This is a genomic window from Leifsonia sp. HAY1-4F (assembly GCF_056755275.1).
In genome coordinates this window covers 1-22,298 of the sequence record NZ_JBNDHX010000063.1, presented here as the reverse complement: position 1 = coordinate 22,298, position 22,298 = coordinate 1, and the positions used below count along the sequence as shown (strand labels likewise).

Genomic DNA, 22,298 nt, shown 5'->3' with positions numbered 1-22,298 from the left:
GAGAAGGACTCCTCGGTCAACGCCGAGGTGGAGCGGCTGCGGCACTCGACCACGAACTCCCTGCTGAGCCGGCGGGATGTGGTGGTCGTCTCCACGGTGTCCTGCATCTACGGCCTCGGTGCGGCCGAAGAATACCTCGAGGCGATGGTCGCCCTGCAGGTCGGCCAGAACGTGGGGCGCGACGCTCTGATCCGCCGCTTCGTCGGCATGCAGTACGAGCGGAACGATGTCGACTTCTCGCGGGGCAAGTTCCGGGTGCGCGGGGACACGATCGAGATCATCCCGATGTACGAGGAGCACGCCATCCGAATCGAGCTGTTCGGCGACGAGATCGAGGCGCTGTACTCGCTGCACCCCCTCACCGGCAACGTGATCCAGCAGATGGATGCGGTGTCCGTGTTCCCGGCGACGCACTACGCGGCCAGCCCGGCCACCATGCAGCGCGCCATCGGCACCATCCAGGAGGAGCTGCGCGAGCGCCTGCAAGAACTGGAGCGCGAGGGCAAGCTGCTCGAGGCGCAGCGGCTCCGCATGCGCACGCAGTTCGACCTGGAGATGATGGAGCAGATCGGCTTCTGCTCCGGCATCGAGAACTACTCGCGGCACATCGACGGGCGCCAGCCCGGCGAAGCGCCGAACTGCCTGCTCGACTACTTCCCCGACGACTTCCTCGTCGTCATCGACGAGTCGCACGTCACCGTGCCGCAGATCGGCGCGATGTACGAGGGCGATGCCTCTCGCAAGCGCACGCTGGTGGAGCACGGATTCCGGCTGCCGAGCGCACTCGACAACCGGCCGCTGAAGTGGAACGAGTTCAAGGATCGCGTCGGTCAGACCGTGTACCTCTCCGCGACTCCGGGCAAGTACGAGATGGGGATCGCCGATGGCGTGGTGGAGCAGATCATCCGCCCGACGGGCCTGATCGATCCGGAGATCGTGGTCAAGCCGACCAAGGGTCAGATCGACGACCTGCTCGAGGAGATCCGGCTGCGGTCCGAGCGCGACGAGCGTGTCCTGGTCACCACGCTGACCAAGAAGATGGCAGAGGAGCTGACCGACTTCCTCGCGGAGGCGGGGGTCAAGGTACGGTACCTGCACTCCGACGTCGATACCCTCCGACGGGTGGAACTACTCACCGAACTCCGTGCGGGCGTCTACGACGTGCTGGTCGGCATCAACCTGTTGCGTGAGGGACTCGATCTCCCGGAGGTGTCGCTGGTCGCCATCCTCGACGCGGACAAAGAAGGGTTCCTCCGTTCGTCGACCTCCCTGATCCAGACGATCGGTCGAGCGGCTCGGAACGTCTCCGGAGCCGTGCACATGTACGCCGACGTGCTCACCGACTCCATGAAGAACGCGATCGAGGAGACCGACCGCCGGCGCGAGAAGCAGGTCGAGTACAACCGTGTCAACGGGATCGACCCGCAACCGCTGCGCAAGCGGATCGCCGACATCACGGACATTCTGGCGCGAGAAGAGGCGGACACGGCACGGATGCTCGCCGGTCGCGAGCAGCGGCGCAAGAGTCCGACCCCCAACCTGCGGAGCGGCGGCATCGCCGCAGAGGGTGCGGCGGAGCTGGAGGGACTGATCGCCGACCTCAACCAGCAGATGCTGGCTGCGGCGGGCGAGCTGAAGTTCGAATTGGCGGCCCGACTGCGCGACGAGCTGTCGGATCTGAAGCGGGATCTCCGCCAGATGGAGAAGGCCGGCCACCTCGGCTGAGCCTGCCGTGGCTGCGGGTGCCCGAAGCCGTGGAGCACGAGCAGGAGCAGGAGCAGAATCCCGACCCCGGTGGTTTCCCCCTGTTCTCGGCCCGCGGGCTACGGTTACAGGGTGGCAGCACAGGCGACAGGACGGCGGTGGACGCTCGCTGCGTGCGTCGCCCTGGTCGCAGCAGCCCTGCTGGCGCTGGTCTTCCAAGGGAGCCCGCAGTTCAGCGGACCCCGGATCTTCCTCCCCCCGGCGCCGACACGGACGAGCGGCAGCATCGACCGGCTCCCTACCTCCTCGCCGCAGCCCCAGCAGAAGTCTCAGGTGATGCAACTGGACCTGTCCTGGCTTCTGGTCGCGCTGATCGTGCTCGCTGCGGTGGTCGCGCTGGCACTGCTCTGGCGTTGGCTCCGCAGACGGGCGAATCCGCCCGAAGCGGCCGCGCTGGGTCTGCTCAGCTCCGCCGACGCTTCGACTGCGCCGACGCCGGCACCTGAACCGGAACCCGAACCGGAGCACGTACGACGAGGACTCGACCGGGCAGCCGAGGTGCTCGCCGAACAGCGGGAACCCCGAGATGCGATCGAACGCGCCTGGGTGGGCCTCGAGGAGGGCGCCGCCGACTGGGGCGTCCGACGTCTCCCGGCCGAGACGCCCGCCGAGTTCGCCTCCCGCGTGGTCGCCCGGGTCGCCGCCGACCGGGACGCGGCCGCGCGCCTGCTCACCCTCTACGTCCGTGCCCGCTTCAGCACGGCAGCCGTCACCCCCGGGGATGTCGCGGAGGCCCGCCGGGCCGTCGACGCGCTCCGCTCCTCGTGGAGCGTCGCCCCGTCCGGCGTGGACCGTCGGGCGCCGGGCGGCTCCGCCCGTGACCGTGGAATGGCCGGACCACGATGACCGCGACTCGCCGACTCCCGCCCGGGATGCCGCGGAGACTCATCCTGAGCGCGCTGCTGGGCGTCGCGATGGGTGTGGCCGCCTGGCTTCTCGGCATGGATGCGGCGCACGCCCTCGGCCTGGGGGCCGCAGCATTCGGCCTGTCGTCCTGCCTTTCGGCGCTCGGCGAGGTCGCAGAGGTGACCTGGGCGACCCCGCCCGCGCCGTCGCGGACCGGCTCGCGCCGGGACGTCGCCCAGCTCGGCTGGTCGCTCGGCGCCCGTGGCGGCCGGGTCTCGTCGGAGGGCGTCAGGGCGGTGCGTTCCGTCGCGGAGCGTGCAGTGGCCCTGCGCGGCCTCGATCTGGAGGACCGCTCCGCCGACGCGCAGCTGGAGGCGCTCCTCGGGCGCCAGGCGCTGGCTCTCCTGCGACGGGGATCCGGTTTCGAGATGCGCACCTCCGCCGTGGCCGCGGTGCTGGATCGCCTCGAGGCGCTGACCGCCGAAGCGGCATCCGCCACTCCCGCGTCGCAGAGCGGACGCGCTTCCCCCGCTCCGACCCGGACCCCGACCACCGCCCCCACCCCGATCCCGACCCCTGAGGAGCCGCCCCGTGTCCGCTGAACCCCCGTTCGATCCCGCGACGTCGCTTCCGGTCTCCGAGGTGGCGCGCTTGGGAGCCGACGTGCTCGAGCGGGTCGGAAGCGTCGTCGTGGGGATGCGCGAACCACTGCGGATCGCGTTCGCGACCATCCTCGCGGGCGGCCACGTGCTGTTCGAGGATGTTCCCGGTCTCGGCAAGACGCTGGCCGCCCGCAGCATCGCGGCCGCGGTCGGGCTGGACTTCCGGAGGCTCCAGTGCACGCCCGACCTGCTGCCGTCCGACATCACGGGCTCGTTCGTGTACGTGCCGGGCATCGCCGACTTCGAGTTCCGGCCGGGTCCCGTCTTCACCGGGCTCTTCCTCGCCGACGAGATCAACCGGACGTCGCCGAAGACGCAGTCGGCGCTCCTGGAGGCGATGGCTGAGGGGCAGGTCTCCGTAGAAGGGAAGAGCTTCCCGCTTCCCTCGCCGTTCCACGTGGTCGCGACGGCGAACCCCATCGAATCGGAGGGCACCTACGCGCTTCCGGAAGCGCAGCTCGACCGGTTCATGGTCCGGTTGAGGGTCGGATACCCGGACGAGGACGGCGAAGCACGCGTCCTGCTCTCGCGGGTCGCCCGGCGTCACGAGGTCGCCACGGTCGAGCCGGTCATCGATGCAGCGACCCTGCGGTCGATGCAAGCGGGCGTGGAGGCAGTGGATGTGGATCCGGACATCGCCGCGTACTGCGTCCGGCTTGCCGCCGCCACCCGCCGGCACCGCTCCGTCGAGGTGGGCGCGTCCCCGCGCGGATCCCAGGGCCTCCTGCTCGTCGCGCGAGCGCTGGCCGTGCTGGACGGGCGCGACTTCGTCATCCCGGACGACGTGAAGGCCGTCGCGCTTCCCGTCCTGGCGCACCGGCTCACGCTGACGGTCCAGGCGTGGACCGGCGGGGTGGTGGCCGAGCAGGTCGTGACCGAGGTGGTCAACACCGTGCCCGGCCCGCCCGCGGTCGGGGTCGCACAGCGGACGGGCGAGGAGGCGTCGAGCCGATGATCGGCGGGACAGCCGGACGGGATCGCCCGGTGGAGGCGGTGACGGGATGACGGATCGCGCGAGCAGCTCGACCCGCACCGCCTGGATGCCGAGTCCGGCGCTGGCCGCCGCGGTGGTCATCGGAGTGGTCGGCCTGGTCGCCGCCTTCGTGATGTCCCGGCCGGAGCCCGCGTTCGTCGGTGCTCCGCTGCTGGTGGCCGCGGCGCTCGGCTGGGAGCGCCGGCCATCCGGCGACTCCGTCAGCCTGGACACCTCAGCCGACTCCGAGGAGGCCATCCACACCTCCCGTGGCCTACCCCTGCTCTCGGTGCGCGTGCATGCTGCCGCCGCACAGCATCCCGAGGCCCTGCAGCTGCGGCTGTCGCTGGGAGGAGCTGCGCCCGTGGATGCGGTGGTCACCGCGCGTGCCGCGGCCGGTCTGACCGCCGAGGTGCCGCTGGTCCACTCCGGCCGCCAGCGCGTCGTAGCGGTCGAGGCGCGAGCGGTCGGCGCCGACGCGGCGTGGGTCAGCATGCCGGGGGAGGAGGCGGCGATCGAGCGCGTCGTGCGTCCGCGCCAGGCACCGGTCCGGAGCCTCCCGCTCCCGGCACGCCTCCTCGGCCTGACCGGGCAGCACGTGTCGACCCGGCCGGGCGAGGGCGGAGAGTTCCGCGACATCGACCTCTTCCATCCCGGTGACCGCCTCCGGCGGATCGACTGGCGGGCGACCGCCCGAGCGGGCCGGGCGGGGGAGCTGTACGTCCGGCGTACGACCGCAACCTCGGACGCTGCGATCCACCTGGTCATCGACGCCAGGGACGACCTGACCGGCGTCATCGCGGACTGGTCGGAGCGGTACCCGCGCCCGGCGGTGTCGTCACTGGATCTCGCTCGCGAGGCAGCCGCATCGCTGACCGCCGCGTACGCCGCGGCGGGAGACCGGGTGGGGTTCGACGACCTGAGCGAGTACGGGCGCGTGCTGCCTCCGCGGGCGGGCGCTCGGCACCGGGAACGGGTGCTCCGCGCGATCGAGCTGACCTCGGCGACCGGGACGACCTTCCAGCGGGTCCGCGCGCCGCGGCTGTCGCCCGGGGCACTCGTGTTCGTGCTCTCGACGTTCCTCGACGATCAGCCGGTGACCCTCGCGCACACCTGGCGCGCCGCGGGTCACCGCGTGATCGCCGTCGACGTCCTGCCGGCCCGGGATCTGCGGGAGCTGACCTCGCGCGACCGTCTCGCCCTGCGGACGGTCGAGCTCGCACGCAGCATCCGGCTGGAGCAGCTGCAGGCTGGGGGAGCGGAGTTCGTCCGGTGGGAGGATGCGCCGGGCCGCGAGGCGTCCCTCCGCGCGATCGCGGCGGGACGGCGACGATGAACGGCGTCCCCGTCCTCGGCGTCTTCACGATCCCCGGCTGGTCCGTGCGTGCCCTGTTCGCTGCGATCGCGCTCCCGTTCGTGCTGGTCGGCATCCCGGTGGGCACGTGGACCGGCATCGCGGCCGCGCTCATCGGGGTCGCGGTGTGGCGCCCGCGCTGGTTCACCGCCTGGGTGCTGATCGGGATCCTCCTGCTCTCGTCGCTCGTGGAGCCGGGAACGGTGACCCCGCGACTCCTCGGTCTCGTCGCGGGAGTGCACGCGCTGCACCTCGTCGTCGGGTGGATGCTCGTCGTGCCGAGCGCAGCGAGGCTGCAGCCTGCCGTGCTGCTGCCGTCGCTGCGTCGCTTCGTGCTGATCCAGGTCCCCGCGCAGGCGGCCGCGGTCGCGCTTCTCCTGTCCGCCCGGGGAGCCTCCAGCCCGCTCTTGGCCGTCCTGTCCGGACTCGCGCTGGTCGCACTGGTCGGTCTCCTGCTGCCGGCCCTGCTGCGTCGGCCTCCTCGCGCGCCACGCTGACCGCGGGCCTGGAGGCCGTCCTCCTGCAACCGTCCCGGGACGAATGTCGGTGGTCACGCCTAGACTCGCGCTTGCGCGGCTTCGTGCGTTCGGGAGGATAGAATCGAACACACGTTCGAGCTGGCGAACGGGATGCGCGGTGGGCGAACAGCCCCGAGAAGACAGCACGGATGGCGGAGAATAGAGCGAGTGAGCAGCGGGCGAGTGAACATCGAGTCGGGGAACATCAGCAGAGTGACGGGGTCGCACCTCAGCGTGCGTGGAGCGCGCGTGCACAACCTCCACAATGTCGATCTGGAGATCCCGCGCGACTCGATGGTCGTCTTCACCGGCCTGTCGGGGTCGGGCAAGTCCTCGCTCGCCTTCGACACGATCTTCGCCGAGGGGCAGCGACGGTACGTCGAGTCGCTGTCGGCGTACGCCCGCCAGTTCCTCGGGCAGGTGGACCGGCCGGACGTCGACTTCATCGAAGGCCTGAGCCCGGCCGTCTCGATCGACCAGAAGTCCACCAACCGCAACCCGCGGTCGACCGTCGGCACGATCACCGAGATCTACGACTACATGCGCCTGCTGTGGGCGCGCATCGGCGTGCCGCACTGTCCTGTGTGCGGTGAGCGCATCCAGCGCCAGACGGTGCAGCAGATCGCCGACCAGCTGATGGAGCTGGAGGCCGGCACCCGGTACATGGTCGTCAGCCCGGTCGTCTCGCAGAAGAAGGGCGAGTTCGTCGACCTCTTCAAAGAGCTGGCCGCGAGCGGGTACGCGCGTGCGCTGGTCGACGGCGAGCAGATCCAGCTCTCCGACCCGCCGACGCTGAAGAAGCAGTACAAGCACGACATCTCCGTCGTCGTCGACCGTCTGGTCGCCGGCCCGGACATCCTCGGCCGCCTCACCGACTCGCTGGAAACGGCGCTCCGACTGACGGACGGCCTGGTCCAGGTCAACTTCGTCGACCGCGAGGGGCCTGCCGCCTGGCAGAACTTCAGCGAGAAGCTCTCGTGCCCGAACGGCCACCCCATCCAGCTGACCGAGATCGAGCCGCGGACCTTCTCGTTCAACGCTCCCTTCGGCGCCTGCCCGGAGTGCTCGGGCCTCGGCACGCGCATGTCGGTGGATGAGCAGCTGCTGCTCGGCGACGACGAGCAGAGCATCTCCGAGGGCGTCATCATCCCGTGGACGACCCAGGGCAAGGGACTCTTCAACTACTACGAGAAGCTGCTCGACGGCCTTGCTCGCGATCTGAAGTTCTCCCTGAAGACCCCGTGGAAGAAGCTGACCACCGAGGTGAAGGACGCCGTGCTCCACGGCGACAACTTCGAGGTCAAGGTGCGGTGGAAGAACCGCTACGGGCGCGAGATGTCGTACACCTCCGGCTTCGAGGGCGTCGTGCCCTATATCGAACGGCAGTACCTGCAGGCCGAGACGGACACGCAGCGTGCCCGCTGGGCCGAGTACCTGCGCGAGGTGCCGTGTCCGGTGTGCGACGGCAAGCGCCTCAAGCCCGAGGTGCTCGCAGTGCTCGTGCACGGCAGGAGCATCGCGGACGCCTCGCAGCTGAGCCTCAGCGACGCCCGCGCGTTCATGGAGAAGCTGCACCTCACCGAGCGAGAGCAGAAGATCGGCGCCCAGGTGCTGCGCGAGATCAAGATCCGGCTCGACTTCCTCATCCAGGTGGGCCTCAGCTATCTCGACCTGGCGCGGGCGGCCGGGACCCTCTCCGGTGGCGAAGCGCAGCGCATCCGCCTGGCGACCCAGATCGGCTCGGGACTGACGGGCGTGCTCTACGTGCTCGACGAGCCGAGCATCGGCTTGCACCAGCGGGACAACCGCCGCCTCATCGACACGCTCGTCGCGCTGCGCGACCTCGGCAACACACTGATCGTGGTCGAGCACGACGAGGACACCATCCGCACCGCCGACTGGATCGTCGACATCGGCCCGGGCGCCGGGGTCAACGGCGGACACGTCGTGCACTCCGGTTCCTACGAGGAGCTCCTGGCGAACACCGACTCGCTGACCGGCGACTACCTCGCCGGCCGCCGCGAGATCCCGGTGCCCCCGAAGCGTCGCAAGATCGACAAGAAGCGGATGATCCGGGTCGTGGAGGCGGAGGCCAACAACCTGAAGAAGGTGACGGTCGACTTCCCGCTCGGCACCTTCGTCGCGGTCACCGGCGTCTCGGGTTCCGGGAAGTCGTCGCTGGTCAACGACATACTGTACCGGGTCCTCGCCAACAAGCTGAACGGCGCCCGCAAGGTGCCGGGCAAGCACCGCACGGTCACCGGTCTCGAGAACCTCGACAAGGTCGTGCACGTCGACCAGGCGCCGATCGGCCGCACTCCGCGGTCCAACCCGGCGACCTACACCGGCGTCTTCGACCGCATCCGGACGCTGTTCGCCGAGACCCCGGAGGCAAAGGCCCGCGGCTACCTCCCCGGCCGGTTCAGCTTCAACGTCAAGGGCGGACGCTGCGAGGCGTGCTCGGGCGACGGGACGATCAAGATCGAGATGAACTTCCTGCCGGACGTCTACGTCGCGTGCGAGGTGTGCGGGGGAGCGCGGTACAACCGCGACACGCTCTCGGTGCACTACAAGGGCAAGAACATCGCCGAGGTGCTCGACATGCCGATCAGCGAGGCGGCCGAGTTCTTCCGGCCGATCTCGGCGATCCACCGCTTCCTGCAGACGCTGGTGGATGTGGGACTCGGCTACGTCCGGCTCGGCCAGAGCGCGACCACGCTCTCCGGCGGCGAGGCCCAGCGCGTCAAGCTGGCCACCGAGCTGCAGCGCCGGTCCAACGGCCGCAGCGTGTACGTGCTCGACGAGCCTACGACCGGGCTGCACTTCGAGGATGTGCGCAAGCTCCTGCTGGTGCTCAACGGGCTGCTCGAGAAGGGCAACACGGTCATCGTGATCGAGCACAATCTCGACGTCATCAAGTCGGCCGACTGGATCATCGACATGGGACCTGAGGGCGGCGCCGGCGGCGGCGAGGTCATCGCGACCGGCACGCCGGAGCAGGTGGCCGAGGCCCCGGGCAGCCACACGGGCTTCTTCCTCAAGGAGATGCTGCAGGGCGAGTCCGCCCGGGGTGCCGCCTGAGGCGCGCCGTGGCCGACACCGTCAGCTACCGGCCGAAGGCCGGCGAGATCCCCACGCAGCCGGGCGTGTACCGGTTCCGCGACAAGAACCGGCGTGTGCTCTACGTGGGCAAGGCGAAGAACCTCCGCGCCCGGCTGAGCAACTACTTCCAGCCGCTTCGCAGCCTCCACGAGCGCACCCGCCGCATGGTCACCACAGCGGCGAGCGTCGAGTGGACGGTCGTGGGCACCGAGTACGAGGCCCTCCAGCTCGAGTACACCTGGATCAAGGAGTTCAACCCGCCCTTCAACGTCAAGTTCCGCGACGACAAGACGTACCCGTACCTGGCCGTGACGCTCGGGGACCGCGTGCCGCGCGTGATGATCACGCGCAATCGCAACATCCCGGACGCGCGCTATTTCGGCCCGTACACGAAGGTGTGGGCGATCCGCGAGACGGTCGATCTCATGCTCAAGGCGTTCCCGATGCGGAGCTGTTCCGACGGCGTGTACCGCCGTGCGGAGCTGACCGGCCGCCCGTGCCTCCTCGGCGACATCGGGAAGTGCGCGGCGCCCTGCGTCGGCCGCATCACGCCGGAGGACCACAAGTCCCTCGCGATCGACTTCGCCTCGTTCATGGCGGGAAACGACAGCGGCTATCTCCGCGACCTGACCGAGAAGATGAAGCAGGCGGCGAGCACCCTCGACTACGAGGCGGCCGCCCGCCACCGGGATGCGATCCAGGCGCTCGAGGGCGTGCTCGGCAAGAGCGCGGTCGTCCTGACCGACAGTGTGGATGCGGACGTCTTCGGCATCGCGCACGACGAGCTCGCGGCCGCCGTGACGCAGTTCATCGTCCGCGGCGGCCGGGTGCGCGGTGTCCGCAGCTGGGTGGTCGACAAGGAGCTCGACGTCAGCCTCGGCGAACTCGTCGAGACGGTCGTGCAGAACGCGTACGACGGACCCGACGCCCCGCCTCGTGAGATCCTCGTCCCCGAATTGCCCGAGGACACCGCAGAGCTGGAGCTCTGGCTCACCCAGCGCCGCCGGGAGACGCCCGACCCCTCTGCGCCCCGGGGCCGGCACACGGGCCGCGTCGAGCTGAAGACGGCGCAGCGCGGCGAGAAGGCGGCCCTCGCGCAGACCGTCGAGATGAACGCCAAGAACGCGCTCATCCTCTACAAGACCCGGCGCAGCTCCGACTTCGTGGCGCGGTCGAAGGCGCTGAACGACATCCAGGATGCTCTGGGGATGGACGACGCGCCCCTGCGGATGGAGTGCTACGACGTCTCGCACCTCAGCGGTACGAACATCGTCGCCTCGATGGTGGTGTTCGAGGACGGACTGCCCCGCAAGGACCAGTACCGGCGCTTCAGCATCCCCGAGTCCACGGACGACACGGAGTCGATCCATCAGGTGATCTCGCGCCGGCTGGCATACCTGAAGAGCGACACCGTGGATGCGTCGGCACCGCGGACGGCCGCCGAGGCAGCCGAGGACCAGCTGGCCGAGGACACCGCGCTCGACGCGGAAGGTGCGGCCGGCGCCGACGGGGTCGTGGACGGCTCCGAACGCCGTCGCCGCAAGTTCTCGTACCCGCCGAACCTGCTCATCGTCGACGGCGGCCAGCCGCAGGTCGCCGCCGCCAAGCGGGCCCTCGACGAGTCGGGGGTGACGGGGATCCAGCTCGCCGGCATCGCCAAGCGGCTCGAGGAGATCTGGCTGCCCGACTCCGACTTCCCGGTCATCCTGCCGCGGAACAGCGACGCACTGTTCCTCATCCAGCGGCTCCGCGACGAGGCGCACCGCTTCGCGATCACCTACCAGCGGGCCCGCCGGAAGCGCGACATCGGGAGCGTTCTCGCCGAGATCCCGGGCCTCGGCCCCGCTCGCGTGAAGGAGCTGCTGAAGCACTTCGGCTCGGTGGCGCAGCTGCGCAAGGCCACGCCGGCCCAGATCGCCGAGGTCCGCGGAGTCGGCCCGACGCTCGCCGCCGCGATCTTCGAGAGGCTCGCGAACAGCGAGGGGAGCCTGCCCGCAGCATCCAGTCGCTAGGCTGGTGTCACCCCACGGAGCGGAGGAGACCGGTCTATGGCCACCGACGAGACTGTCGTGAGCGCCGAGCAGCAGGAGGTGCTCATCGTCACCGGGATGTCGGGCGCCGGCCGCTCGACGGTCGCCAACGCGCTGGAGGATCTCGACTGGTACGTCGTCGACAACCTCCCGCCTCAGATGCTCCGCCCGCTGATAGAACTCGCCAACCGCGCCGAGTCCGGGCTTCCGCGCATCGCCGCGGTGGTGGATGTGCGCGGCCGCAACTTCTTCGTGGACCTCCGCGACATGATCCAGAGCCTGCGCGAGGGCACCCAGGTGCGCGTCCTGTTCCTGGAGGCGTCCGATGCGGTGCTGGTCCGGCGCTTCGAGCAGGTGCGGCGTCCGCATCCGCTCCAGGGCGACGGCACCATCCTCGACGGGATCTCCGCGGAGCGCACCCGGCTTCGCGAGATCCGGGAGGCGAGCGACATCATCGTCGACACCTCCGATCTCAACATCCACCAGCTGGCCACCAACATCACCGACACCTTCGCCGTGGAGAACGCGGCGGATGTGCAGGTCACCGTCATGAGCTTCGGCTTCAAGTACGGACTGCCGGCGGACGCCGACATGGTGGCCGACGCGCGATTCCTTCCCAACCCGTTCTGGAATCCCGAGCTCCGCCAGCACACCGGGCTGGACGATGTCGTGCGCGACTACGTCCTGACCCAGGACGGCGCCGACGAGTTCATCCAGGCCTACGTCTCGGCCCTGCGGCCGATCATGAGCGGCTATCACCGCGAGAACAAGCGGCACGCTCTGATCGCGATAGGCTGCACTGGCGGAAAACACCGGTCCGTCGCGATTGCGGAAGAGCTCGCGGCACGGTTGCGCAGTTTCCCCGGTCTGGCGGTGAACACCAAGCACCGCGACCTCGGCCGCGAATGATCACGGCTCATCCCCCCACGGCACCACCCTCGCCTTGAGACAGTAAGGAATCCGATTGGCTCTCACCGCCGACGTCAAGGAAGAGCTCACGAAGATCGAGGTCGGCAAGACCACGGTCCGGGCAGCAGAGCTGGCGACCATCCTCCGGTTCTCCGGCGGTCTCCACCTGATCGGCGGCCGGATCGCGGTGGAGAGCGAGCTGGATACTCCCGAACTCGCCCGCCGTGTGCGAAAAGACCTCGCCGAGCTGTACGGCGTCCGCAGCGACGTCTCCGTCACCTCGGCCTCGGGCCTGCGGCAGACCAGCCAGTACCTCGTGCGGGTCCTCGAGGGCGGTGAGACCCTGGCGCGCCAGACCGGCCTACTGGATGCCCGCCGCCGGCCGATCCGCGGCCTCCCGAACCGCCTCACCACCGGAACCCGCGAGGAGCTGGCCGCCGTCTGGCGCGGTGCCTTCCTCGCGCACGGCTCGCTCACCGACCCGGGCCGCTCCGCCGCCCTGGAGGTCACCTGCCCCGGCAACGAGGCCGCGATGGCCCTGGTCGGCGCCGCCGGCCGGATCGGGATCTCCGCGAAGGCCCGCGAGGTCCGCGGCGTCCACCGGGTGGTCATCCGCGACGGCGAGGCCATCAGCGCGATGCTCGTGGCGATGGGCGCATCGGAGACAGTGTCCAACTGGGAGGAGCTGCGCCAGCGGCGCGAGGTCCGCGCGAACGCCAACCGCCTCGTCAACTTCGACGACGCCAACCTGCGCCGCTCCGCGCAGGCCGCCGTCGCGGCCTGCGCCCGCGTGGAGCGCGCCCTCGAGATCCTCGGCCCGGAGGTTCCCAAGCACCTGAGTTACGCGGGCGAGCTGCGCCTGGCGCACCGCGAAGCCAGCCTCGACGAGCTCGGCCACTACGCCGACCCGCCCATGACGAAGGACGCGGTGGCCGGCCGCATCCGCCGTCTCCTCGCGATGGCCGACAAGCGCGCCGCCGACCTCGGCATCCCGGGCACGGAGGCCAGCCTCCCCGCCGATTTGGACGAGGTGTAGGTTTCGATGGGGCAGCGCCCGATCGGGCAGCGTCCGACAGGAACGCTTGCCGGCCGCCTGGAAGCTTCCGGCGGCCGCCCGGGTTGCTCCCAGTAGACTCGATGAGTCGCTCGAATCACAACAACAGTGGAGATGAGTAATGGCTGACTACACCCTGCCGGACCTTCCGTACGACTACTCGGCGCTCGAGCCGAACATCAGCGGCCGGATCATGGAACTGCACCACGACAAGCACCACAAGACGTATGTGGATGGCGCCAACACCGCCATCGCCAAGCTCGCGGAGGCCCGCGACGCCGATGACCTCGCGAACGTCAACAAGCTGCAGAAGGACCTCGCGTTCAACCTCGCCGGTCACGTGAACCACACCGTGTTCTGGAACAACCTGTCCCCGGACGGCGGCGACCGTCCGGCCGGCGAGCTGGCCGCGGCCATCGACGAGTTCTTCGGCTCGTTCGACAAGTTCCGCGCGCACTTCACCGCGTCGGCCCTCGGCATCCAGGGCTCCGGCTGGTCCATCCTCGCCTGGGACTCCCTGGGCCAGAAGCTGATCATCGAGCAGCTGTACGACCACCAGGGCAACCTCGCCGCCGCGACCGTCCCGCTGCTCATGCTCGACATGTGGGAGCACGCCTTCTACCTCGACTACGTCAACGTGAAGGCCGACTACGTCAAGGCGTTCTGGAACATCACCAACTGGGCCGATGTGAACGACCGCTTCCTCCGGGCGCGCGAGAAGACCGCGGGTCTCCTGCTACTGTCGTAACCAGGATGGCGTCCCGGGAGGGATCCTCCCGGGACGTCGAGTCCGCCACACACACCCACACACACCTAACCAAAGTGCGCCCTGCGGCGCCCATCGAGTAACTGGAGTCATCTGTGTCCGTAAAGATCGGAATCAACGGGTTCGGTCGCATTGGTCGTAACTACCTGCGCGCGGCCCTGGCGAAGGGCAGCGACCTCGACGTCGTCGCGGTGAACGACCTCACCGACAACAAGACGCTCGCGCACCTGCTCAAGTACGACTCCATCACGGGCCGCCTGGATGCCACCGTGGAGCTCGACGGCGACAACATCGTCGTCAACGGCAAGCCGATCAAGGTCCTCGCCGAGCGCGACCCCGCCAACCTCGGATGGGGCGACCTGGGCGTCGACATCGTCATCGAGTCGACCGGCCGCTTCACCAAGGCCGAGGATGCGCGCAAGCACATCGAGGCCGGCGCGAAGAAGGTCATCATCTCGGCTCCGGCGAACGGCGAGGACGCCACGTTCGTCATGGGCGTCAACGAGCACCTGTACGACCCGGCGGCGCACAACATCATCTCCAACGCCTCCTGCACCACCAACTGCCTCGCGCCGCTGGCCAAGGTGTTCAACGACGAGTTCGGCATCGAGCGCGGTCTGATGACCACGGTCCACGCCTACACCGCCGACCAGAACCTGCAGGACGGACCGCACTCCGACCTGCGCCGTGCCCGCGCCGCCGCGATCAACATCGTCCCGACCTCCACGGGTGCCGCCAAGGCCATCGGCCTGGTGCTCCCGGAGCTGAAGGGCAAGCTCGACGGCTTCGCGCTGCGCGTCCCGGTGCCCACCGGCTCGATCACCGACCTCACCGTCACGGCATCGCGCCCGGTCACGGTCGATGAGGTCAAGGCCGCGTACAAGAAGGCCGCCGAGGGTCCCCTCAAGGGCATCCTCAAGTACACCGAGGATGAGATCGTCTCCAGCGACATCGTCTCCGACCCGCACTCGTCGATCTTCGACGCGGGCCTGCTGCGCGTCCTCGGCGACCAGGTGAAGCTCTCGAGCTGGTACGACAACGAGTGGGGCTACTCCAACCGTCTCGTCGACCTGACCGAGTACGTCGCCGAGCGTCTCTGAGCCGCGGCAGCCGACGTGACGCTCCGTACCCTCGACTCACTCGGTTCGCTCGCCGGAAAGCGCGTCGTCGTCCGCTGTGATCTCAACGTGCCCCTCGAGGGCGCGACGATCACGGACGACGGCCGCGTGCGAGCGTCGATCCCCACCCTCAACGCCCTGATCAACCAGGGTGCGAAGGTGGTCGTCATCTCCCACCTCGGCCGTCCGGAGGGCGCGCCCGACGCCCGGTACAGCCTGGCGCCGGTCGCCCAGCGGCTCTCCGAGCTGCTCGGCTCACCCGTGACGTTCGCGTCCGACACGGTGGGCGGTGCCGCTCAGGATGCCGTCGCCGGCCTGGCGAACGGCGACGTCGCCCTGCTGGAGAACCTCCGGTTCAACCCGGGGGAGACCGCCAAGGACGAGGCGGAGCGGAAGGCATTCGCCGAGAAGCTCGCCGCCTTCGGCGACGCCTTCGTCTCGGACGGCTTCGGTGTCGTCCACCGCAAGCAGGCGAGCGTCTACGAGCTCGCGCAGCTGCTTCCGAGCGCTGCAGGCACACTCATCCAGGCCGAGCTCGAGGTGCTCGACCGGCTGACCGAGAACCCGGAGCGCCCCTATGCGGTGGTGCTCGGCGGTTCGAAGGTCTCCGACAAGCTCGGCGTCATCGGGCACCTCCTTCCGAAGGTCGACTCGCTGCTGATCGGCGGCGGGATGCTGTTCACCTTCCTCGCGGCGCAAGGCCTGAAGGTCGGCTCGAGCCTGCTCGAGGCCGATCAGATCGACACCGTGAAGGGCTACCTGGCCAAGGCCGAGGAGCTCGGCGTCGAGCTGGTGCTGCCGCGTGACGTCGTGGTCGCCTCGAAGTTCGGTGCGGATGCGGAGCACGTCGTGCGTCCGGTCGACGCGATCGAGGACACCGACTGGGCCGAGAAGGGCCTCGGGCTCGACATCGGCCCGGAGACGGCGGAGCTGTTCGCCGAGTACGTCCGGCGTTCGAAGACGGTGTTCTGGAACGGCCCGATGGGCGTGTTCGAGCTCGCGCCGTTCGCGGCCGGCACCAAGGCGGTCGCGCAAGCACTCACCGAGGTCGACGGCCTCAGCGTGGTCGGCGGCGGCGACTCGGCCGCGGCCGTGCGTGCGCTCGGCTTCAGCGACGACCAGTTCGGTCACATCTCGACGGGCGGAGGCGCCAGCCTCGAGTTCCTCGAGGGCAAACGTCTCCCCGGTCTGGAGGTCCTCGGATGGCAGCAGTGAGCCCCTCGGTGCGGCGGATCCCGCTCATCGCCGGCAACTGGAAGATGAACCTGGATCACCTGCAGGCGATCGCGTTCGTGCAGAAGCTGGCGTGGACGCTGAAAGATGCGCACCACGACTTCTCGAGTGTCGAGGTGGCGGTGTTCCCGCCGTTCACGGATCTTCGCAGCGTGCAGACGCTCGTGGCGGCCGACAAGCTGCCGCTCGCCTTCGGCGGGCAGGACGTGTCCGAGCACGAGTCCGGTGCCTACACCGGCGAGGTCTCGGCCGCGTTCCTCGAGGCACTCGAATCGCGCTACGTCATCATCGGGCACTCCGAGCGGCGGACGCTGCACGCCGAGACCGACGAGCAGGTGGCTGCCAAGGTCGCTGCGGCCCTGTCGCACAACATCGCCCCGATCATCTGCGTCGGTGAGACGGCGGAAGACCTGGAGACGCACGGCGCCAGCGCCGTACCCGTCGCTCAGCTCCGCGCCGCGCTCTCGAAGGTCGACTCTGCCGCCGACTTCGTGGTGGCATACGAGCCGGTCTGGGCGATCGGCTCCGGCCAGGCCGCCACGCCCGAGCAGGCCGAGCAGGTCGCGGCGGCGCTTCGCGGCGTCATCGTGGAGCTGCTGGGCGAGGATGTCGCAGCCAAGACACGCATCCTCTACGGCGGATCGGTGAAGTCGGGCAACATCGCGGCCTTCATGCGCGAGCCCAACGTGGACGGCGCACTGGTCGGCGGCGCGAGCCTCGACGTGAACGAGTTCGCGGCCATCGTCCGGTATCAGAAGCACGTCGGGCTCTGACGAGCACCGCACGTTATACTGGTCGTTGGTTTCCCCGGGCGTCGCCCGGTCGCTTTCCGAAAGGTTCCCCGTGCTGATTCTCCAGGTCGTCCTGCAGGTGCTGCTGGGCATCACCAGCCTCCTGCTGACGCTGCTCATCCTTCTGCACAAGGGCCGGGGCGGCGGTCTGTCCGACATGTTCGGCGGCGGCGTCACCTCCAACCTCGGCGCCTCCGGTGTGGCCGAGCGCAACCTCAACAGGATCACCGTGATCCTGGGCCTGATCTGGATCGCGTGCATCGTCGTGCTCGGTCTGATCACCAAATTCAGCGCGTAAGCGCACCACGGTAGAAGGAGACACAGCATGGCTTCCGGAGGCAGTGCAATCCGCGGCTCGCGCGTCGGCGCCGGCCCCATGGGCGAGCAGGACCGCGGCTTCCACGCCGATCGGATCGCCATCTCGTACTGGGACGCGCTCGGCAACGAGACCGTCCGCTACTTCGCGGCGAACCTCCCCGAGGAGGAGATCCCCGACATCATCGACTCTCCGTCGTCCGGCCTCCCGGCCGGCCGCGACAAGGAGAACCCGCCGTCGGTGGCGAAGGCGGAGCCCTACAAGACGCACCTCGCCTACGTGAAGGAGCGTCGCAGCGAAGAGGAGGCGGAGCAGCTGCTCGAAGACGCCCTCAACCAGCTGCGCGCCCGTCGCGGCCGCCCCACGAGCACCGAGGCGTAGAAGACCCAGCGTGCGGCTACACTTCCTACCACGGGTAGGAGGTCGTGGATGCGTGGCTCACGGGACGATCGAAGCGATCTCCCGCGCGAACTGGGGGAGGCCGTCGGCACGCTGAGCCTGCTGGCCCTCCTGGACGAGGGCGTGCGCGCTGCCGTCGACGCCGAACGGCTCCTGACCCGCTGTCAGGACGACGCGGTGCCCAGTGCTGCGGACGCGCGGAACGCTCTCCACCTGCGCATCACCTTCGTGGGGCTGCAGCGCTGGGTCGAAGACCTCGAGCTGACGGGCCCCGAGCAGGAGGTGCGCGACGAGACGGCTCGCCTGCTCGCGTTCTACCTGCACCTGCTGACGCACGCGTTCGAGCGGGACATCTCCGCGGCAGGGCGCGACCGCCTCGCGATCCGCAGTCGCGGACCGTTGACGGGCGCGCCCTGCGCGCGGCTGATGACTCTGCGGGAGCGGGTCAGTAGCTGGGCGCGATGAGGTTCTCGGGCACGTCGACCGCGGCTTCCTTGTCCACGAAGAACACCGTCCGCTTCCGTCCCTTGGCGCCGGCGACCGGCACCTCGGTGTAGCTCGCGCCGGCGAGTGCGAGTCCGAGCGCGCTCGCCTTGTCGCTGCCGGCGAGGACCAGCCAGATCCGATCGGACGAGTTGATCACCGGCCGGGTGAGGCTCAGTCGCTCCGGCGGAGGCTTCGGCGACTCGCGCTCGGCGATCACCGTCGCCTCGGTCTCGCGGATGCCGGGCCGGTCCGGGAAGAGCGAGGCGATGTGCCCATCGGGACCGACGCCGAGGAACATGATGTCGAACTTCGGGCAGGGCCAGTCGTTCGACCCGAACGCCTGCAGCTCGGCCGCGTAGACGCGCGCTGCCTCGTCGATGTCCGGGATCTCGTCCGATGACGGGAACGGGTGCACGTTCTCGGGCGGGAGTGCGATGTGGTCGAGGAGCGCCTCGCGCGCCTGACGCTCATTGCGGTCGGGGCTGTCCCGCGGAACGAACCGCTCGTCGCCCCACCAGACGTGCACCCTCGACCAGTCGATGGTGTCGCGGGCGGGGGAGGAGTTGACGGCCTCCAGCACCCCGATCCCCATCGTCCCACCGGTCAGCGCGATGTTGGCGCGTCCCAGGTCGTCGAGGATGTCGATGGTCTTGGTGAGGAAACGTGCCGCCACGGATGCCGCCAGTGCCTCCTTGTCCGGGTGGACGAGCACCCGTCGTTCGTTCGTCATGCCCTGACGCCTGCTCCTTCGTCGGAGGTCTCCAGCAGTGCGAGACCCTTGGTGATCACCTCGCCATAGAGGTCGTCCGGGTCCAGCCTACGCAGTTCTTCGGCGAGGCAGTCCCGGAGGTTCCGGCGCGGCAGGGACAGATCGTGCGTCGGCTGTCCCGGCTGCGACAGGCGGGCGACGTTCGGGATCTCACGCGCGAGCTCGATCACACCGGATTCGCGTTCCATCTTGACGCCGTGGATGCCGCCGGAGCCGATCGCGCGCGAGGCGAGGTCGTACTGCACCGGCACCTGCAGCTGCAGGCGCAGCCACGCGGCGAGGAGGAGGGTGGAGGGGGAGTCGGCCGCGCCGGCCACATCCACGGCCGTGATGGGCTCGTAGGGCGGCTGGTCGAGGACCGCGGCGAGCTGGGCCCGCCACAGCGTCAGACGCGTCCAGGCGAAGTCCGTGTCGCCCGGGGCGTAGGTCTCCCCGAGGTGGACCAGGAACTCCTGCGGATTCGGCTGCGTCGAGGCGTCGGTGATCCGGCGGGTCGCGATGCGCCCCAACGGAGAGGACGAGGCCCTCTCGGGTGCGAGTCCCGGCCACCAGACGACCACGGGAGCGTCGGGCAGGAGCAGGCCGGTGACCAGCCCCTCCTCGTCGCTCGCGGTCTCGCCGTACGCGCGGAGCACGATGACCTCGCTCGCGCCGGCGTCGCCGCCGACCCGGATCTGCGCGTCGAGACGCGGATCCCCGTTGTGACGGTCCTCCTCGGTGGACACAACGATGACGCGCATCGGGTGCTCGCGGGAGGCGTCGTTGGCGGCCTCGATGGCCTCCTCCTCCTGCCCGAGGTGGGTGGCGATGATGAGCGTCAGCACGCGGCCGAGGGCGACGGCGCCGCCCTCCTCGCGGATCTTGACGAGCGCCTTCGAGATGTTGCTGACGGTCGTCGCCGGAAGATCGACGATCATGGACGCCTCCAAACGCGGCCGTCACGGGCGAGGAGCTCGTCGGCCGACTTCGGGCCCCAGGTTCCGGGGCGGTACTGCTCGGGCTGGCCCTGCGTGGCCCAGAAGTGCTCGATCGGGTCGAGGATCTTCCACGAGAGCTCGACCTCCTCGTGGCGGGGGAAGAGCGGCGGGTCGCCGAGCAGCACATCCAGGATGAGCCGCTCGTAGGCCTCGGGGCTGGCCTCCGTGAAGGCGTGGCCGTAGCCGAAGTCCATGCTGACGTCGCGCACCTGCATGCCGGCGCCGGGGACCTTCGAGCCGAAGCGGATGGTCACACCCTCGTCGGGCTGCACGCGGATGACGAGCGCGTTCTGGCCGAGCGCGCTGGTCTGCGACTCCGCGAAGAGCTGTTGCGGGGCGCGCTTGAAGACGACCGCGATCTCGGTGACCCGGCGGCCCAGGCGTTTGCCCGCGCGCAGGTAGAACGGCACGCCCGCCCAGCGGCGGGTCCCGATCTCCAGCTTGATGGCCGCGAAGGTCTCCGTGGTGGACTGGGGATTCATCCCGTCCTCTTCCAGGAAGCCGGGGACCTTCTCGCCGCCCTGCCATCCGTTGCCGTACTGGCCGCGCGCCGTTGCCGTCGCGAGGTCTTTCGGAAGCCGGACGGCCGCGAGGATCTTCTCCTTCTCGGCGCGCAGGTCTGCGGCGTTGAACGAGATCGGCTCCTCCATGGCGGTGAGCGCGAGCAGCTGCAGCAGGTGGTTCTGGATGACGTCCCGCGCAGCGCCGATGCCGTCGTAGTAGCCTGCGCGGCCGCCGACGCCGATGTCCTCGGCCATCGTGATCTGCACGTGGTCGACGTAGTTGGCGTTCCAGATCGGCTCGTACAGCTCGTTCGCGAAGCGCAGCGCCAGGATGTTCTGGACCGTCTCTTTGCCGAGGTAGTGGTCGATGCGGAAGACCGAGTCGGGCGGGAAGACCGTCTCGACGACGGCGTTCAGCTCACGAGCCGACTGCAGGTCGTGTCCGAACGGCTTCTCGATGACGACGCGGCGCCAGCCCTTGCCGTCCTGGTCGGCGAGACCGGACCGCTTGAGCTGCTCGGTGACGATCGGGAACGCCTTCGGCGGGATGGACAGGTAGAACGCGTGGTTTCCCATCGTGCCGCGCTCGGCGTCCAGCTGCTCGACGGTCGCCTTCAGACGCCGGAAGGCGTCGTCGTCGTCGAACTCGCCCGGCACGAAGCGGATGCCCTGTGCGAGCTGCTGCCACACATCGTCGTCGAACGGCGTGCGGGCGTACTGCTTGACCGCCTCGTACACGACCTTCTCGAAGTCCTGGTCCTCCCAGTCACGCCGGGCGAACCCGACGAGGGAGAATCCGGGCGGCAACAGGCCGCGGTTCGCCAGGTCGTAGACCGCCGGCATCAGCTTCTTGCGTGACAGGTCGCCTGTCACTCCGAAGATGATGAGGCTGCTCGGCCCCGCGATGCGGTTGAGGCGGCGGTCGGAGGGCAACCGCAACGGGTTGAACTCCGGGGTGATCTCCACCGGTGACAAGCGGGTCGTCTCCTTGATCAGCTGCTCGGTCGACATGGTCAACGCGCTCAGTTGACGGCCTCGAACAGCGAGACGACGTCCGCCTCGGGGTTCGTGAGGGTCAGGGTCAGCACCGGGCGGCCGTGCTCGCCGAGGACGCTGGCGTCGCCGGCGGCCTGGGCCTGGATGAGCTGCCCGAACGTGAAGGGTCGCCCGGGGATCTCGAGATCCTCGGACGGTGTGGCCGTGATCTGCAGGAACACGCCGACCGCGGGACCGCCCTTGTGGAACTGACCCGTGGAGTGGAGGAACCGGGGTCCCCAGCCGAAGGTGACCGGACGGTTCGCCTTGGCCGCCAGCAGGTCGCGGATGCCCGCGAGCTGGGGGAGCGCGATGCGGTTCACGTACGCCTGGACTGCGACGTAGCCGTCGGGTCCGAGCTGCGCGAGGAGCGCATCCACTGCGGTCTCCAGCGTGTTCGCCTCACCGAGGAACGCGCCCGTGCTGCGCACCTCGATGCCGCCGGCGGTGAACGCGGGCGTGACCGGCGCCGGCCGGTCGTCGAGCAGCGAGCGCGCGGCGACCTTCGCCGCCTCGACGTCAGGCTGGTCGAACGGGTTGATCCCGAGCAGACGACCAGCGACCGCGACGGCGTACTCCCAGACCAGGAGCTGTGCGCCCAGGCTGCCGGAGACGAGGATCTCGCCCTGGTGCCGGTCGGCCGGGAACAGGTGGTGCGCCTCGGCGTTCGCCACCAGGCGGACGACCTGCAGG

General features: G+C 69.4%; 20 protein-coding genes and 1 pseudogene. 17 read left to right on the top strand and 4 right to left on the bottom strand.

The features are described from left to right. The 17 genes from uvrB to ACPYOG_RS12665 all read left to right on the top strand — a co-directional run. A partial coding sequence (gene uvrB / locus ACPYOG_RS12745; protein WP_481294565.1) for an excinuclease ABC subunit UvrB occupies positions 1 to 1,725 on the top strand: 1,725 nt, incomplete at its 5' end. Between the two features lie 111 nt (positions 1,726 to 1,836). Beyond that, positions 1,837 to 2,610: a DUF4129 domain-containing protein gene (locus ACPYOG_RS12740; RefSeq protein ID WP_481294564.1), complete on the top strand. Its 774-nt coding sequence runs from the start codon at positions 1,837 to 1,839 to the stop codon at positions 2,608 to 2,610. 26 nt (positions 2,611 to 2,636) lie between these two features. Further along, complete coding sequence (locus ACPYOG_RS12735) at positions 2,637 to 3,212, top strand: hypothetical protein (protein ID WP_481294563.1); 576 nt, start codon at positions 2,637 to 2,639, stop codon at positions 3,210 to 3,212. Next, on the top strand, positions 3,202 to 4,227 hold the full coding sequence (locus ACPYOG_RS12730) for an AAA family ATPase (protein ID WP_481294562.1): 1,026 nt from the start codon (positions 3,202 to 3,204) through the stop codon (positions 4,225 to 4,227). The genes ACPYOG_RS12735 and ACPYOG_RS12730 overlap by 11 nt, the downstream gene beginning before the upstream one ends. Positions 4,228 to 4,273: 46 nt before the next feature. Further along, on the top strand, positions 4,274 to 5,581 hold the full coding sequence (locus ACPYOG_RS12725; RefSeq protein WP_481294561.1) for a DUF58 domain-containing protein: 1,308 nt from the start codon (positions 4,274 to 4,276) through the stop codon (positions 5,579 to 5,581). Beyond that, positions 5,578 to 6,096, top strand: a complete 519-nt coding sequence (locus ACPYOG_RS12720; protein WP_481294560.1) for a hypothetical protein — start codon at positions 5,578 to 5,580, stop codon at positions 6,094 to 6,096. The genes ACPYOG_RS12725 and ACPYOG_RS12720 overlap by 4 nt, the downstream gene beginning before the upstream one ends. Before the next feature lie 189 nt (positions 6,097 to 6,285). Continuing rightward, entirely contained in the window at positions 6,286 to 9,198 is a 2,913-nt protein-coding gene (gene uvrA, locus ACPYOG_RS12715) for an excinuclease ABC subunit UvrA (protein WP_481294559.1), read from the top strand. An 8-nt stretch (positions 9,199 to 9,206) separates the two neighbouring features. Next, positions 9,207 to 11,231 (top strand): excinuclease ABC subunit UvrC, encoded by a 2,025-nt coding sequence (gene uvrC, locus ACPYOG_RS12710; protein WP_481294558.1) that lies wholly within the window; start codon positions 9,207 to 9,209, stop codon positions 11,229 to 11,231. Positions 11,232 to 11,267: 36 nt separating this feature from the next. Continuing rightward, the gene (gene rapZ / locus ACPYOG_RS12705) at positions 11,268 to 12,158 is read left to right on the top strand and encodes an RNase adapter RapZ (protein WP_481294557.1); all 891 of its coding nucleotides are present in this window, start codon (positions 11,268 to 11,270) and stop codon (positions 12,156 to 12,158) included. Between the two features lie 55 nt (positions 12,159 to 12,213). Beyond that, positions 12,214 to 13,194 (top strand): DNA-binding protein WhiA, encoded by a 981-nt coding sequence (gene whiA / locus ACPYOG_RS12700; RefSeq protein WP_481294556.1) that lies wholly within the window; start codon positions 12,214 to 12,216, stop codon positions 13,192 to 13,194. 139 nt (positions 13,195 to 13,333) lie between these two features. Further along, positions 13,334 to 13,960, top strand: coding sequence for a superoxide dismutase (locus ACPYOG_RS12695; protein ID WP_481294555.1), 627 nt, complete (start codon positions 13,334 to 13,336; stop codon positions 13,958 to 13,960). A 113-nt stretch (positions 13,961 to 14,073) separates the two neighbouring features. Beyond that, positions 14,074 to 15,078: a type I glyceraldehyde-3-phosphate dehydrogenase gene (gap, locus tag ACPYOG_RS12690; RefSeq protein ID WP_481294554.1), complete on the top strand. Its 1,005-nt coding sequence runs from the start codon at positions 14,074 to 14,076 to the stop codon at positions 15,076 to 15,078. A 15-nt stretch (positions 15,079 to 15,093) separates the two neighbouring features. Further along, entirely contained in the window at positions 15,094 to 16,311 is a 1,218-nt protein-coding gene (locus ACPYOG_RS12685; RefSeq protein ID WP_481294553.1) for a phosphoglycerate kinase, read from the top strand. Then, a complete protein-coding gene (gene tpiA, locus ACPYOG_RS12680; RefSeq protein WP_481294552.1) occupies positions 16,299 to 17,102 on the top strand; it encodes a triose-phosphate isomerase in 804 nt (267 codons plus the stop codon). Before ACPYOG_RS12685 ends, tpiA begins: the two co-directional genes overlap by 13 nt. A gap of 70 nt (positions 17,103 to 17,172) precedes the next feature. After that, complete coding sequence (gene secG, locus ACPYOG_RS12675) at positions 17,173 to 17,418, top strand: preprotein translocase subunit SecG (RefSeq protein ID WP_481294551.1); 246 nt, start codon at positions 17,173 to 17,175, stop codon at positions 17,416 to 17,418. A 27-nt stretch (positions 17,419 to 17,445) separates the two neighbouring features. Then, positions 17,446 to 17,817, top strand: a complete 372-nt coding sequence (locus ACPYOG_RS12670) for an RNA polymerase-binding protein RbpA (protein ID WP_090038170.1) — start codon at positions 17,446 to 17,448, stop codon at positions 17,815 to 17,817. A 48-nt stretch (positions 17,818 to 17,865) separates the two neighbouring features. After that, complete coding sequence (locus ACPYOG_RS12665) at positions 17,866 to 18,300, top strand: hypothetical protein (protein ID WP_481294550.1); 435 nt, start codon at positions 17,866 to 17,868, stop codon at positions 18,298 to 18,300. Here the strand turns inward: ACPYOG_RS12665 and pgl are convergent. From pgl to ACPYOG_RS12645, 4 genes and pseudogenes are all read right to left on the bottom strand, one after another. After that, positions 18,281 to 19,051: a 6-phosphogluconolactonase gene (gene pgl, locus ACPYOG_RS12660; protein WP_481294549.1), complete on the bottom strand. Its 771-nt coding sequence runs from the start codon at positions 19,049 to 19,051 to the stop codon at positions 18,281 to 18,283. The genes ACPYOG_RS12665 and pgl overlap by 20 nt on opposite strands. Continuing rightward, entirely contained in the window at positions 19,048 to 20,007 is a 960-nt protein-coding gene (locus ACPYOG_RS12655; RefSeq protein WP_481294548.1) for a glucose-6-phosphate dehydrogenase assembly protein OpcA, read from the bottom strand. Before ACPYOG_RS12655 ends, pgl begins: the two co-directional genes overlap by 4 nt. Next, positions 20,004 to 21,581: a glucose-6-phosphate dehydrogenase gene (zwf, locus tag ACPYOG_RS12650; RefSeq protein WP_481294566.1), complete on the bottom strand. Its 1,578-nt coding sequence runs from the start codon at positions 21,579 to 21,581 to the stop codon at positions 20,004 to 20,006. Before zwf ends, ACPYOG_RS12655 begins: the two co-directional genes overlap by 4 nt. 11 nt (positions 21,582 to 21,592) lie before the next feature. Continuing rightward, positions 21,593 to 22,298, bottom strand: a pseudogene (locus ACPYOG_RS12645) (glucose-6-phosphate isomerase); the annotation flags it as partial.